We start from the raw sequence: 15112 nt of genomic DNA, 5'->3' as shown, positions 1-15112 counted from the left end.
ACAAATAACAGAATATCGACAAAACCTGGAAGGTTAGCGGCTGAAAGGAATATTAAAAGTTTAGGGAAAAATAAAAATTCCTGATCAAATGAATCTGATTTTTTAAAAAAAATATGTTTATTGCTATTTCTTTTAGTAGTGGAAATTCAACTTTTGAAATAAATTTAAATGAATGGAATAGTTTGGCTCTTACGCAATAAGTGGTTGTTTGCGAGTTTTCTACTTTTTTTTAGTTCAGGCTCAAATCTATGCGGACAAGTTTTCGACGGCGAAATTAAATTCGTTGCTCCCTATCAGGAGATTTCCTCTTATTTTCCTGAAATCCACGTTGGCGCGCAATATATTCAAGAAGATCGGCATGTGGATGGGCACCCGTTTTATAACAATCAACTCCTTGGTAACGGAAAAATCACAATCAGTGGATTCAGGTATTCTGAGACTCCATTACAATATGATATAGTAAATGATTTGGTGATCACCATTTCGCCAATAAAAAACCAAAAGACCATCTTGGATCCGGATAAAATAGAGAAGTTTATATTGGGCGATAGTAGTACTTTCATAAAAGTTAACAAAGACATTAGTTCTTTTTATCACGGAAACGGTTTTTACAGGGAAATCGTCCAAGGAAATATTGGACTCTTTTGTAAGCATTATAAAGAAATTGTCAAGGATAGTTCACCGATGACTCCCTATAACAAGTTTTTTGAAAACCAAAAATATTATATCGAATTGGAAAATGAATTCCACCCTGTCAGAAAAAAGAAAGATGCCTTTAGGCTACTTCAGGTTACGAAGAGGGAAATTCGACCAGAATTGAAACGAAACAACTTGAAATTCAAGAAAAATAAAGAGGCTTACTTAAAGGTTGTGGTGAATAACGCATTAAAAACCTATGACAATGTTGATTAGGGTCTGGTTTTATTTAGTGATCTTAGTTTTTGGTTTTGCTTTTCCTTCATTAGGACAAGAGATTCAAGAAGAAAAAATCAGCGGAATTTTTTCTGGACTGACATTTGATCGGTTCGCTCGGCAAATAGAAGACAGATACAATTTCACGTTCTATTTTAAATCCACAGAGGTGGATAGTCTCACAGTCAACATCAGCGCAACTGGTAATCCGCTTGACGATATATTAAGGAGAATTTTCTCAGGTACGGAATTGAGATTTAGCATTGATTCCCAAAAGCGGGTATTTATTACAAAAGGCCAGCCACTTCGTGTTCAGTTTCCCAAATCCTTTTTCCAACAGCAAATTTTCGAAACTACCCAAGCAAGCGGGGATAGCTCCCAGCTTTCTCAGGACAGGGTTTTTGCCAAAAACAAACTTTGGGACATCGGCACTCCACAGCGGAGTGTGTCCCCCTCGGAAGGGCTGTTGCAAGGAAAAGTAATTAGCGAAGAATCGGGAAATCCCATAATAGGTGCCTTGGTTTATAGCGCTGGAAATGACGTCAGAGGCATCACGGATGAAAATGGCAACTATAGCATACGCTTATCAAAAGGTCGACATACTCTTATTATTCAGAACTTCGGTGCGTATCAGGAACAGCGACAAATAAATTTGCTTGGTGACGGTAACTTGGATGTATCCATGGATGACAATATCATCTCTCTGATGGAGGTAACCGTCACTTCCGAAAAATCCGCAAACATAGAAAGACCCGAAATGGGGCTGGAAAGCATCACAGTCACCTCAATGAAGAAACTTCCGGCTGTGTTGGGTGAAGTTGATGTATTAAAAGCCATACTCACCCTTCCCGGTGTCAAAACAGTAGGCGAAGCAAGTGTGGGATTCAATGTGCGCGGAGGCGCTGCCGACCAAAACCTTATCCTGTTTAACAACGCAACCATTTACAATCCCTCCCACTTATTCGGGCTATTTTCTGCTTTTAACTCCGATATGATTGAGAGTGTGGATCTATATAAGGCCGGTATTCCGGTTGAATATGGGGGCAGGTTGTCCTCTGTGCTGGATGTGAAAGCAAAATACGGCAATAAGGAAAAAATCGAAGGGGGCGGAGGTATAGGGCCGATGACCAGTCGCCTTTATTTGGAAGGTCCGTTGGGAGAAAAGACCTCGTTTGCCATGGGAGGCAGGACGACTTACTCCAACTGGCTATTCGGGCTTTTGGACGAAGAGTCTGAATTTAGGGATAGCAGGGCATCTTTCTATGACCTGAATCTGAATGTAAGCCACGTCATAGACGAAAAAAATGAGCTTCAACTCTCGCTCTATGGAAGCAGGGATTTCTTCAGGTTTGATCGGGATACCTCATTTTCCTACCAAAATCAAAATGCCAATATTCGATGGATACATTATTTTAATGACCGTCTGGAAGGAGAGTTTACCCTAGGCCATGATTATTATGGATTCAATATAAACGGAGATTTAGATCCCTTGAATGCGTTTGATTATGGATTTTCCATGAATCAAAGCCATTGGAGAAACCATTTTACCTATGAATTAAATGACAAGCACCGACTGAGTTTTGGGATGAATCATGTCAGGTATAAATTGGCAGCCGGTACCCTAGTACCTAAAGGAGAGGAATCCTTAGTGTTGCCGGAAGAAGTTCAGCCCGAACAAAGCTTGGAATCAGCTATTTATATAGGTGACGAATTCGAAATTAACTCCAACTGGATGGTCAACTATGGGGTTCGGTATGTCATCTATAATTACCTCGGACCTCAGGAAGTCACCAGATATATTCCCGGAGAAATCAGATCAGAATCCACTATAAACGGTCAAGACACCTACCAGGCAGGGGATATCATACATACCTATCATGGACCGGAGGCAAGAATTTCCGCCCGTTATGCAATCGATAATTTCACATCCATCAAAGCAGGATTCAATACGGGTAGGCAACACCTACACATGCTCACCAATACCGCAGCCATTTCCCCAACAGACACTTGGAAGCTAAGTGATCCCCACGTAGCTCCTCAGTTGGGGGAACAGGTTTCTGTAGGGTTTTTCAAAAATCTAAAAAACAATACCGTCGAAACATCCGTGGAAGTGTACTATCGTCGCCTACGCAATCTGGTGGATTTTGGAAGCGGAGCAACTTTACTGCTGAACCAAGCTATAGAGCAGGACATTTTGAATACAACAGGAAAAGCATATGGCGTGGAATTTATGGCAAAGAAAACGGTAGGAAAACTCAACGGATGGGTTAGCTACACCTATTCCCGCTCTCAGTTGAGAACATCGGTAGACGAAATCGGTGAGCAAATCAATGACGGAGCCTTCTATCCGAGCAATTTTGACCAACCCCATGATATCATGGTCGCTGCCAACTTTGAATTTACTAAGCGGATCAATACCTCGCTAAACACCAATTACAGTACTGGAAGACCCATAACGCTACCCATTGCCAAATTCCAATACGGTGGCTCTGACAGGGTTTTTTACTCAGATAGAAATGAACACCGGATACCGGATTACTTCAGGGTAGATTTTTCCGTAAACATTGAAGGAAACCACCGCATTCGTAAGCTTGCCCACGCTTCCTGGTCACTGGGCATATACAATCTCCTGGGCAGAAGCAACCCATACTCGGTTTATTTTGCACCTGTTCAGGGTGTCTTACAAGGATATCAACTCTCCATATTTGCGCAGCCTATTCCGTTTATTACATACAATTTTAAATTTTAAAAGCATGAAAGGTATTTCATCCGGCATATTTCTTTTTGCGATTCTATGGCTTTGCATCGTAGGTTGTAGAGAGCCGTTTGAGCCTGCTGTAACAGAAATAGACTACCAACTCTTGGTGGTGGAAGGGTATCTGGAAGTGGGTTCCTCAGGCAGTAAAATTTCCCTTAGTCGGACTACTCCGATTTATAGCGATATCCGCGCTTTGCCTGTTTCGAATGCGATAGTCGAAGTGGAAGGGACAGAGTCTGGTAAGTGGGTTTTTTTCCAGCGGTTCTTGGGTGAATATCTTCTAAACGACGAGCTTCCCGCCAACCAAAACTATCGGGTTCGGATAACTACACCGACGGCTGAGTACCTTTCTGATGAAATCAATCCAATGGATACGCCGGCAGATATGGAGTTGAATTACGAACGTAGAGACGGAGGAGTCAGTATATATGCCAGCACTACAGGCACAGAAAATGTGCGGTATTTTGTATGGGAATATGAGGAGGATTGGGAATATAGAAGTCCCTATCAAAACTTCTATTATTATGACTCAGAAAGAAGAACCGTTCTATCCACTCCCTTTAGCCAAATTGTTTTAAGTTGCTTTCAAAGTGATGTTTCCACTCGCATTATATTAGAATCCGCAGATAGGTTTCAGGGAAACCGAATTTCCAAAAAAGAAATCCAGCGGATAGATTCTCTCTCCGAAAAATTGGGTCAACGGTACAGCATACTTGTCAAACAACGGGCAATAGACCAGGATGCGTTTATTTTTTGGGATGGTATGCGTAAAAACTCAGACGATATTGGAGGCATTTTCAGTCCGCTTCCTTCTTTAATTAACAGTAATGTAAATAATTTAACAAACCCAGAACAACCTGTAATTGGATATATCAGTGCCGGACAAACCATAGAAAAACGGATGTACATTGATAGTAGGGACCTCGGTCCTTGGAGGGTTTTCATACCGGAATACCAAAATTGTGCCTTGGATACAGTAATCAGGGATGACTATAATGATTATTTTGTTCTCAATAATTATGTCCCCGTCTTACCCGTTTGTGACGGGCCGATATGTACGACCTACCTGTCAACCACGGTCAATTGCACTGACTGCAGGCTAAGGGGTAATGCTAATCCCCCATCTTTTTGGGAAGAATATGAATTTTAACGAACCATGAAAAAAACGTTGTGTCATAGGCTAAACTGCATACTTTGTCTTTTGGGCATATGGATTATGCCTTTTCTTTCCAGTTACTCCCAAGAAATCACGCTTGAGGAAACCGTGACGGCTACCATTTCAGAAGAATACCTCATGCCCAATGAGAAGCTATGGGTCCAGATTATGGCTACCCATGAAGGTAGACCCACTCCTTCCAAAGTAGCCTACATGGAACTATTGAATAGGGATTATGTACCTGTAGTCCAAGAATTGACGGCATTAAGATTTGGCCAGGCCGGTGGGTATCTTACCATACCGGACAACCTACCTTCCGACTATTATTTACTACGTATTTATACCCGAAACAGCCCGTATTATTCTCCTCAAAATGGAGTTTTCCACCAACTTATCGGTATTGTAAATCCACTTATTCCCCCAGTATCTGGAGCAAAGCCTGTAAATGATACTTTTCTTTCAAAGGCAAGCACCGCTATTTCCGACAATAGTTCGCAACTATTTGAACACACATTGGATGATGAAAAGATAAGCCTTCAATTGCTGGGACAACCTTCGGATGTGTTGACCACATCCATCTCATATCAAGGAGAGTTTCCACTTATTCCAACGCTAAGGGAAGAAAAACTTTACGACGCACAGCCTGAACCGAAAAACTATATTTCCGAAATATTTGGACATATCATTCATGGCAAAAGCTTGGAGCGCGTGATCGATACCACAGAAACGTTTTTTCTTTCTGCGCATGGTCTGGAATCTAAGTTTATAATCGGAAAGGCCCGTTCTACTGGAGATGTATTTTTTGAAACTGGGGATTTTTCTCATTTTAATTATGTCATCGTCCAGTCTGACGCCGATAAAGAACAATTAAATTTTGTGGTGGAATCTCCATTCTGGCAACAAAAACCCACAGAAGAATTTATAATCCCCTATTTGAGTTTTTCAGAATCTTCATTGAGTTTTCTTCAGGAAAGAATGGTAGCTAGTCAAGCCGCATCCTACTTTCAATACTGGTCTCCTGAGCCCATTCCTTCCAATCCAAGGCTTTTTCTACCAGATAGGTCCTATCTTTTGGACGATTACAACCGTTTTGACGATATGGCCACGGTGATCCGGGAATATGTTCCAGAGGTTTTGGTACGAAGGGAGGATCGGAAAACAGTCTTTAGAAGTATCAACAAACCGGCGAATCAGGTTTTCAAAATGAATCCGCTAATACTAATTGATGGGCTACCCATCTTAGATAATGATGCCTTCTCCAAATTTAATCCGTTGGGGATAAAGCAGATGGAAATTCTAAACAGGGAATTATATTTGAATCACAAACTTTTTGAAGGCGCCATTGCACTGACATCCTTTGATAATGATTTTGGAAAATATGACCTTCCAAAAAATGCGCTTTTTCTTGCTTATAAAGGCATCCAATTTCCATTGACTCCTATTGAATATGCCCCAGTAGATCAACAACTTTCCTCGTTGGGGAGTCTTTTACTATGGAAAACGCTCACCTTGAAAGGGGGAAATGAGAATATAACTATTCCCATACCAGTACTGAAAGGAGCCTATAAAGTAACAATTACTAAATGGGGGAAAACTTCAATTGATTCAGTACGAAAAGAAAAAATAATCCAAATCTATTAGCCGTTCAACGCAGACTATTTGGAATGGGCTATATCCCCAATATAATTTCAAGGACAAGGTTGTCATCTACCTGGATTAAACCTCCAAACTTTGCTGGTGCCACTAGGTCCAATTGATCAAAAGAAAGACTAATTTCACCTGTAAGCTCCTTATTTTTTTGAGTAAACACAACATCCTCCAAAGAGAGGAACTTACCAGCCAAGTTGACTTCTATATTACTTAAAAAATGTTGGCGTTGACGGTACATAGCGTTTACTGTCACTAGGCAGGTTGGGTGCTCTGACGCTTTTATGGTGCTTTTGAAATCCCTATTTAATAAAAAATTTCCGCAACCAAAATCTTCTACTTCGATGACAAAATGTATTCGTTTTGATTTTGGAACTTCACCTGTATAAAGCGTATCGCCAAGCTTTTCATTTCCGTAGGAGCACTCAAATTTACCGAAGGAAGTAATTCCCTTCACTTTGATTTCCCTTTGTTTGATGACAAACTGCTCATCTACCGGAGCATTTGCCATAATTAAGATTCCGAGAATGAAAAACCAAGCGATACGCATTTGTATTTAGTTAATTATTAGAACGCTATCACGCCTTCAATCATTAGACCGCTGAATTTACCTCCGTTGCGGATATCCGTTGTCGCGAAGTCGCTGTAAATTTGGTTGACATACTCAAGTTTGGCAAGTATGTTTTTGGTGATAAACCAACCTCCACCGACTTGGATCCTGTTTATGCTGGATTCTATGCCGCCTGGTAATGAACCGCTGACTTCATTGTACCTTCCCGCCACATAGAACATATCTTCCAAGCCAAACCGATAAACAGCATCCACCCCCAATTGATTCCAGGTTCTGTCGGTGGATTCGTTGGCTGCTTTGCCTTTGGACTGTTCAATATTACCAAATAATTCCAACTTTTGGAATTTCACGAAGGGATTTAAAACCAGCGCTGTTACATTGCTTCTCATTCCGGGATTAAATCTTCCCGAAGTAAATTGTGCCGCAGTGGTGGCCATTGTGTTCTCCATTACCATATAATACCTTGAGCCTGCTCGGTCTCCAGACCAGAGGGTATTGTTAACTGAGCCTCCTGTTGTATAAATGGACCCAGTCAATCTCACCCTTAGGTCATCACTAAGTGCTTTGTCGTAGCCTAATTTGCCTATAAAACTTGCCCTTCTGACACCAGGATTGGTTACACCGCCCTGTATTTCTCCGCCGGTCAAGGACGCTACGGCTATAAACCCGTTGTCTTGGAATATAACTTCGCCGCCAATTTCTGTAGTAAAGGCATCCATAATATAGTTGCCGATAAACGGATTGTAAAAGGCATTACCGTTATCAGATCTGCGAAAATGGGCATCACCATAGTTGATTTCCATGTGGCCGACCTTAACAGTGACTTTCTCCATGATTTGGTCAAACACTTCACTGTTGAGGAAGGGCAACTTGTCTATCTGCAGATAACCTCCTTTTACCCATGATTCTGGATGGTGTCTAGAGGAAAGGTAGGTCACCAAATTTAACCGTATCCCGTCTGCCAGTGCGACGTCGATATTGAGGTTGGCCGTTGCCAAATTAAACCCCGAGCCAATATCCATCAATTGATTGACGTTGACACCATTGTCATTTCGTATTACTGTTGCACTATTGGAATGACTGAGTGACTGAAACTGCTGTGCAAAAGCGCCTCCAAGCCGTACTTTCACCCCGTCAAAAGCCACAGTATCCGCTTTACCAGTTTCAAAAACATTGATCCCCCGTTGGTCATAGGATCTCCAAAACTGCATATCCCTGTCGTTTTGGGCCATTAAGCCTGTGGACAAAAGTCCGGCTAGTCCGAATAATAACGCGCTCTTTTTCATAAAATAGTTCTATAATATTGGTTTTAAAGTCATTTCTACGGTTAAGGTGACATCATCACCTGTTTTGATGGTTCCCAGCATCGCTGTAGGCGGTTCAACTCCAAAGGCTGTTAATTTGAAGGAGGTGACCGAAGTAAATGTGATCAGGTTGCCACTCGCCTTTGTGTCAGCAGTAAAGGTTACGGGTTTCTTCATTCCCGCAAGTTCCAACATTCCTGAAATCAGCCACTTGTTTCCGTCCTTCTTTGCCTCAGTCATTACGAAACTGACTTGCTTGTGTTTGTCGGTCAGAAGTGCCTTATATGCGTTCGTGTCCATTTGTCGCTTCCCGCTTTTGATAGACTCCGCCGGCATGGAAAAGTTCGCTGCCTGTATAGCACTTAGGTTTCCCCCACTTACTGTTAGTTTTGCATTTCCGCTTGCCTGCTCCGAAATCATATCCCAGTCGTGGAGTGTTGAAGTTCCAGAAACTTTCAAATTCGGCTTACCTTCTATTCGGTATTCTTGCTGTGAAAACCCTGAGAGGACGATTCCCATAGTCAGGGCTATAAGAAATATGTGTCTTAAAAATTGCATAATATTTATGTCGGATTAGGTGAAACATATGAAATTTAATCTGATCAATGAGCTATTTTTTCTCAACTATCAAATTATGAATCAAAATTAGGCAGGATAATCCCCCTGAAACATGACCAAAGTCAGTAAAATACATGAGAGTTTTCAGCACCATTCATTTGCTATATATTATATTGATATATAGAAGGTTAAGAAGAACTTTAATTCAAATTAGATCTTTTGGATAAAAAAATCTAGAAGAATTTTCAACAGGAAATTTTAAATTATTAAAATTTAATTTTGTAGTAACTTACTTTTATAACTGGGTTTTGCCGGAACTTAGCACAAGAAATCTCTCTACTTTCTATAATACAATTTTATATATATATGGAATAGTAGAACTCATATAAACACGTTCTATTGAACAGGGTGATCGGTTTGCGCTACATCGAAAAATTGTCCTAATAAGATGAAATAATTTTCAGGAACGAATTTACCTTTCCTCCGGTTTTATCTCCAAGACAATCCTGAAAATTATAACATGCCTATACCCTATTCCATCCTTGATTTAGCCATTATCAAAGAAGATCACAATGCCCAAGATGCCTATAAAAGAAGCTTGGAACTTGCCCAACATGCTGAAAAATGGGGCTATAACCGTTTTTGGGTAGCCGAACATCACAACATGGCTTATGTAGGCAGCTCCGCTCCTACCCTGCTTATGGGCTACCTTGCCCAGGGAACAAAGAGCATACGGATAGGATCCGGTGGAATTATGCTTCCCAACCACAGCCCATTGATGGTTGCCGAACAAATTGGGTTTTTGGAAACCCTCTATCCCGGTCGAATAGATCTTGGATTGGGACGTGCGCCGGGAACTGACCAGCGTACCGCAGCCGTTCTTCGAAGGGGAAGGATGGAAAGCGTACAAGAGTTTCCGCAGGACTTGGAAGATCTTAAACGTTTTTTTTCGGATGATAATTTTGATGCTCCCGTACGTGCCTTTCCGGCGGAAGGTTTGAATGTGCCCATGTACCTATTGGGATCCAGTATGAGCAGTGCGGTTTTGGCAGCCGAAAGGGGATTGCCCTATGTATTTGCAAGCCATTTCGCACCAACTTATTTCATACAGGCAGCTGACTACTACAAGAAGAACTTCGTAGCATCGGAGCAGTTGTCTTCTCCCTATTTCATTTCATGTGTAAACATAATTTTAGCAGATTCAGACGAGGAAGCGCATTTCATGGCGACCTCCTTTTATCAGATGGCGCTGGGAATTATCAGAGGTAGATCTTACCCGCTGAAAAAACCCGTGACATCCATGGATCGTATTTGGTCCCGAGAAGAGGCGGCAGCAATTCAACAAATGATGGCATATACATTCATTGGTAGTCCAGCCACTGTAAAAAGTCAATTGGAAAAATTCATGGATAAATCGGGAATTGATGAGTTGATGGTCACTACCAATATCTACAATCAAGAAGACAGGCTAAGATCATATGAGTTATTGTCAGAAATGATGCATGCGTTTTCAGGTAGGCAAGTTCTTAGTTAAGATTCCATGCTAAAAACTGATCTCCCGGCCATTTCTAGTCGGGAGATCACGTTCATCATCAACAAAAAAAATAATTTATCGACATTGTTTTCAAAGATTAAAATTATTGCCAACCTCCACCTAGTGCCCGATACAGCTCAACTATCGCTCCATATTGGCTTAATCGCGCATTGATAAGTCCCAATTCCGAATTCAGCGCATTTTCTCTCGCCGTCAGGACTTCCAGAAAATTCCCTATCCCATTGTCCAATAATTCCTCCGAATATTCTATAGAGATATCATAGGCTTGGAATTCTAAATTTTTCGCACTTATCCTTCGCTCAGAAGCTTCAAAGGTATACAGGGCATCTGAAACTTCTTTGCTGGCGGATAATATGGTCCGTCTAAATTCCAGATAAGCCTGTTCCTGTTGTGTGAGGGAAACCTCATACGCCGTTTGTATTCTTCTTCCATTGAGGATGGGTTGCGTCAGTCCCCCAATAAAGCTCGCAAAAACAGAATTAAGACTGAACAATCGATCAAACTGCAAACTTTGTAAACCGGAAGTTGCCGAAATGGTGAGACTGGGGTAAAAACTGCTTCTCGCTACATTTGTAAGCTCAAATGCATTCACCAGTCCAAACTCCGCGGCAATCACATCAGGCCGGTTTCTCAACAACTGCAGAGGAAACCCTATTCCCAACTCCGGATTAATTTCCTGTTCGTCGAAACTTGCTCGCTGAATCGCTTTGGGTTCATCTCCTATTAGAATAGACAACGTATTTTCCAGTAATTTTATCTCCAATTCAAGGTCAATCATCAGGACTCTCGCTGTATGTAGCTGCGCTTCCGTTTGCTTCACGGCGACCTCTGTTACAATCCCAGATTCCTTTAGGGCTTGGGTTGTCTCCAATGCGATTTCTCTGTTCGCTATGGTTTCCTTAGTAAGTTTCAGCTGTTCATCCAATGCCATTAACTGAAAGTAGTGGGTGGCAATTCTAGAGATCAATTCAGTTTTGATAGCTTGATGGGCTGCAACGGATTGCAAATAGCCGGCTTCAAAAGCCCTGCGAGTACTTCTTATTTTACCCCAAATGTCTGCTTCCCATGAAAGGTTTGCGGAAATCTCGTACTGAGTGATTCCTCCGTCAAAGAAGGCACCGAACTGGCTATTTCGGGAAAGTTCCTGATGAGTCACCTGTGGATTAAGAGAAAGCATGGGAATATTTCCAGCTTTACCCTGCTTAAAATACGATTCAGCAGCCAATATTTGCTGCAATGCAATCCTCACATCAAGATTGTTTTGGAGCCCCAACTCTATCAAATTCACCAATTTTTCGTCGAGAAAAAGCTCTTTCCACGAAAGTTGCGCAATATTCAAACTATCTTGGGAAAGCTTGTCGGTTCGGAAATTGGCCTCTTCCACTACTTGGGGCCTATCATATGTTTTGGCTGTAAAACAGGAAGACATGGCGACTACGAGTACTGGAATATATACCAATTTTGTTAATGCACGTGTGTTCATTAATGGATTACTAAAATTATACATATATTTCCTCCTCTTCTTCCTCTTCCTGTCTAGTGGCGATCTTTTCCTGTAGCCACTGAAAGAAAATATATAAAATGGGAATGACAAAAACACCGATAACGGTTCCTACCAATAGGCCCCCAACCGCTCCCATCCCGATAGATCGGTTTCCAGCTGCGCCAATTCCGCCTGAAAAAGCCAATGGAAGCAGGCCTACAATAAAGGCAAATGACGTCATCAATATAGGACGCAACCTTACTTTGGCGCCTTCAAACGCCGCATCAACGATGGAAAGTCCGGCCTTTCTACGCTGCATAGCAAATTCCACGATAAGAATTGCGTTTTTCGCGAGTAATCCCAAGAGCATTACCAGGGCTATTTGAAAATAAATATTTGCCTGAAGGCCGGCAAATTTCGTTGTCAAATACGCTCCCATCACTCCTACCGGTAGGGACAACAAAACCGCAAATGGAATGAGGTAACTTTCATATTGTGCGGCCAGAATAAAATAGACAAACAAAACACTTAGCATTATAATGAATAATGTTTGGCTGCTTGCGCTTATTTCCTCCCGGGTAAGTCCCGAGTAGTCAACAGAATAATTATTCGGTAATGAAGTTGCGCTCACCTCCTGTACAGCCTTAATGGCGTCTCCAGAGGAATATCCGGGTGCTGCGGCACCGTTTACGGATACAGAATTGAAAAGATTAAATCTGGTAACAGCCTGCGGTCCAAATACACGCTCCAAGTGGATAAATTCTGTAATTGGGGCCATTTCTCCGGCTGCATTTCGCACGAACAAAGAACTTAAATCATCGGTAGTCGACCTATCCTCCGGCAAAGCTTGGACATACACACGATATTGCTTGCCAAACCTTGAGAAATCCGCAGCATAAATACTTCCTATGTAACCTTGTAAAGTTCCCAATACATCGCTGATTGACACCCCTGCTTCCTTTGCCTTCGGTACATTCAAGTCCAATTTGTACTGGGGATAGCCAGTGCTAAAGGCACTTTGGGCATATAGAATTTCCGGTCTGCTCATCAAAGTCCGCATAAACTCCTTTGAATTTTGATCCAAATCAGTGAAGTTGCCGCTAGATCTGTCAAGGAATTTCAGCTCGAAACCCGAAGACACTCCAAACCCCGGAATACTGGGTGGCGCAAAGAACAGCATGTTGGCACCGGGAATATCCTGTGAAATCTGGAACATTTTGGCAGTAATGGCTGTAGATGATTTGGAGTCTTCTTTCCGATCATCCCAGTTATCCAACCGGATAAAGCCCAGTGCAAAATTACTCCCCGCCCCTGATATCAAACTGAACCCATTTACCATGGATCCTCCCATTACGCCGGGTATTTCACTTATTTTGGCATACAGCTCGTCCGTAACGGAAACAGTTCTATCCAAAGACGCTCCTGGGGGCAATTCCACATTGATAAAAATCATACCCCGGTCTTCGTCCGGCACAAATCCCGTTGGGGTATTGGCAGATGCCCATACAATTGCGCCTACAGACCCAAGCAGAATTACGACCGTTATCCATTTATGCTTGTACAGAAAACCGAGCGATTTTATATATTTCCTAGTTGTGACGTCAAAACCAACATTGAAGGCGTCAAAAAATCGTTGAAGAAAACTGCGTTTCTTTCCATGCTCATCCTTGTGAGGCTTCAATAAAATAGCACATAATGCGGGACTCAGTGTCAGTGCGTTAACAGCAGAAATACCAATTGCCACCATTAGTGTAACACCAAACTGCTCGTAAAATACGCCTGTAGGGCCGGTAATAAACGTCACAGGTATAAATACCGCACCCATAACCAATGTCACTGAGATAATAGCGCCGGTAATTTCTTCCATCGCTTTATGTGTCGCCTTCCGAGCACTTTTAGCTCCCTCCTCCAATTTGGCATGAACAGCTTCTACTACAACAATAGCATCGTCAACGACAATACCTATAGCCAATACTAGTGCAAATAATGTCAACAAATTTACCGAGTAGCCAAATAAATTCAAGAAGAAAAACGTACCTACGATAGAAACAGGTACAGCTATCGCCGGTATAAGAGTTGACTTGAAATCCTGCAAAAAGATAAATACAACAAGAAAGACAAGAAGAAAAGCCTCTGCTAACGTGACGGCTACTTTATTTATAGAAGCATTTAGGAAATCGTTTGTATCAAAATTGATAAAAATAGACAATCCCGGTGGAAACCGGGTCTCCATGTCAATCAGGGACGCTTTTACATTATTGATAATCTCCTGTGCATTGGATCCGGGAGTTTGGTACACTGCCATACTTACTCCTGGCTTTCCGTTTGTAAAGGACATAACTGTATAACCCTCCGCATCCATTTCAATTTCCGCAACATCTCCCAAGGTCAGAAACTGTCCGTTACCCAAGGCTTTAATGACAATACTCTTATATTGATCTTCTGTCTTGAAGCGTCCACCATACTTGATGACGTATTCAAACGCCTCGGCATTATTTTGACCCAATGAACCAGCTGCTGCCTCCAAACTCTGCTCATTGATGGCTGCCGTAACGTCAGACGGCATAAGGTTATATGCAGCCAGTTTTTCTGGAGTTAGCCATATTCGCATGGCATAGTTTTTCGACCCAAAAACGTTTACATCTCCCACTCCCTCAATCCGCTTCAGCTCAGGTATGACGTTGATGTTAAGGTAATTTTGAATAAACGTTGCATCATATTCCGAATTGTCAGAGAGCAGCGTAAAGAACATCAGTGAACTGGTTTGTTGCTTTTGGGTTATCACCCCAGCTTGGGCTACTTCACGGGGTAATAAAGGGGTTGCCCTAGAAACCCTATTCTGAACATTCACAGCAGCAATATCCGGGTCAACACCCTGCTTGAAGAAAACTTGAATCTGAGCTGACCCGTTGTTACTGGCTGTAGAGGTAATATAATCCATATCCTCCACACCATTAACCTGTTCCTCTATCGGTATAATGACACTTTCGAGCACTGTCTCGGCATTTGCTCCGGGATAATTGGCCATGATTTGGACCGTAGGTGGAGCGATATCTGGATATTGGGTGACAGGAAGATTACTTAGTCCCAACGCACCTAATATCAAAATCAACACAGAGACTACCGTCGATAAGACAGGCCGATCTATAAAGTCTTTTAACATGATAT

The 15112-nt window shown here is 42.0% G+C and carries 10 protein-coding genes; 5 read left to right on the top strand and 5 right to left on the bottom strand.

The window, feature by feature from the left end; translation table 11 throughout:
• The first annotated feature begins 168 nt into the window (after positions 1-168).
• The 4 genes from FQ608_RS07450 to FQ608_RS07435 are packed head-to-tail and all read left to right on the top strand — an operon-like array spanning position 169 to position 6467.
• Positions 169-912 carry a hypothetical protein gene (locus FQ608_RS07450; RefSeq protein WP_158857196.1) on the top strand — a complete coding sequence of 248 codons (744 nt, stop codon included), beginning with the start codon at positions 169-171 and terminating at the stop codon, positions 910-912.
• Positions 896-3661 (top strand): carboxypeptidase-like regulatory domain-containing protein, encoded by a 2766-nt coding sequence (locus FQ608_RS07445; RefSeq protein WP_317168902.1) that lies wholly within the window; start codon positions 896-898, stop codon positions 3659-3661. The genes FQ608_RS07450 and FQ608_RS07445 overlap by 17 nt, the downstream gene beginning before the upstream one ends.
• A gap of 4 nt (positions 3662-3665) precedes the next feature.
• Positions 3666-4820 (top strand): DUF4249 domain-containing protein, encoded by a 1155-nt coding sequence (locus FQ608_RS07440; protein ID WP_158857195.1) that lies wholly within the window; start codon positions 3666-3668, stop codon positions 4818-4820.
• A gap of 6 nt (positions 4821-4826) precedes the next feature.
• Positions 4827-6467 (top strand): hypothetical protein, encoded by a 1641-nt coding sequence (locus FQ608_RS07435; RefSeq protein ID WP_158857194.1) that lies wholly within the window; start codon positions 4827-4829, stop codon positions 6465-6467.
• A gap of 28 nt (positions 6468-6495) precedes the next feature.
• Here the strand turns inward: FQ608_RS07435 and FQ608_RS07430 are convergent, their stop codons facing one another.
• From FQ608_RS07430 to FQ608_RS07420, 3 genes are read right to left on the bottom strand one after another with little or no spacing between them, the layout of a single operon-like run.
• Positions 6496-7023, bottom strand: a complete 528-nt coding sequence (locus tag FQ608_RS07430; protein ID WP_158857193.1) for a hypothetical protein — start codon at positions 7021-7023, stop codon at positions 6496-6498.
• 17 nt (positions 7024-7040) lie between these two features.
• Positions 7041-8330: a hypothetical protein gene (locus tag FQ608_RS07425; protein ID WP_158857192.1), complete on the bottom strand. Its 1290-nt coding sequence runs from the start codon at positions 8328-8330 to the stop codon at positions 7041-7043.
• Between the two features lie 9 nt (positions 8331-8339).
• Entirely contained in the window at positions 8340-8906 is a 567-nt protein-coding gene (locus FQ608_RS07420) for a YceI family protein (protein WP_158857191.1), read from the bottom strand.
• 520 nt (positions 8907-9426) lie between these two features.
• On the opposite strand from FQ608_RS07420, the gene FQ608_RS07415 reads away from it, so the two are divergent.
• Positions 9427-10440, top strand: coding sequence for an LLM class flavin-dependent oxidoreductase (locus tag FQ608_RS07415; protein ID WP_158857190.1), 1014 nt, complete (start codon positions 9427-9429; stop codon positions 10438-10440).
• Positions 10441-10543: 103 nt separating this feature from the next.
• Here the strand turns inward: FQ608_RS07415 and FQ608_RS07410 are convergent, their stop codons facing one another.
• Together FQ608_RS07410 and FQ608_RS07405 are read right to left on the bottom strand one after the other, a co-directional pair.
• Positions 10544-11944 (bottom strand): efflux transporter outer membrane subunit, encoded by a 1401-nt coding sequence (locus tag FQ608_RS07410; protein WP_158857189.1) that lies wholly within the window; start codon positions 11942-11944, stop codon positions 10544-10546.
• A 16-nt stretch (positions 11945-11960) separates the two neighbouring features.
• Entirely contained in the window at positions 11961-15107 is a 3147-nt protein-coding gene (locus FQ608_RS07405) for an efflux RND transporter permease subunit (RefSeq protein WP_158857188.1), read from the bottom strand.
• Positions 15108-15112 lie beyond the last annotated feature (5 nt).

It is taken from the genome of Lunatibacter salilacus, from assembly GCF_009797935.1.
Lineage (GTDB): Bacteria > Bacteroidota > Bacteroidia > Cytophagales > Cyclobacteriaceae > Lunatibacter > Lunatibacter salilacus.
This window is presented reverse-complemented; position numbering and strand designations above follow the sequence as displayed.

Bases quoted from the DNA above. Each gene is read 5' to 3' on its own strand.
- FQ608_RS07450 (WP_158857196.1), top strand. From the start codon at position 169: ATGAATGGAATAGTTTGGCTCTTACGCAATAAGTGGTTGTTTGCGAGT.
- FQ608_RS07445 (WP_317168902.1), top strand. From the start codon at position 896: ATGACAATGTTGATTAGGGTCTGGTTTTATTTAGTGATCTTAGTTTTT.
- FQ608_RS07440 (WP_158857195.1), top strand. From the start codon at position 3,666: ATGAAAGGTATTTCATCCGGCATATTTCTTTTTGCGATTCTATGGCTT.
- FQ608_RS07435 (WP_158857194.1), top strand. From the start codon at position 4,827: ATGAAAAAAACGTTGTGTCATAGGCTAAACTGCATACTTTGTCTTTTG.
- FQ608_RS07430 (WP_158857193.1), bottom strand. From the start codon at position 7,023: ATGCGTATCGCTTGGTTTTTCATTCTCGGAATCTTAATTATGGCAAAT.
- FQ608_RS07425 (WP_158857192.1), bottom strand. From the start codon at position 8,330: ATGAAAAAGAGCGCGTTATTATTCGGACTAGCCGGACTTTTGTCCACA.
- FQ608_RS07420 (WP_158857191.1), bottom strand. From the start codon at position 8,906: ATGCAATTTTTAAGACACATATTTCTTATAGCCCTGACTATGGGAATC.
- FQ608_RS07415 (WP_158857190.1), top strand. From the start codon at position 9,427: ATGCCTATACCCTATTCCATCCTTGATTTAGCCATTATCAAAGAAGAT.
- FQ608_RS07410 (WP_158857189.1), bottom strand. From the start codon at position 11,944: ATGAACACACGTGCATTAACAAAATTGGTATATATTCCAGTACTCGTA.
- FQ608_RS07405 (WP_158857188.1), bottom strand. From the start codon at position 15,107: ATGTTAAAAGACTTTATAGATCGGCCTGTCTTATCGACGGTAGTCTCT.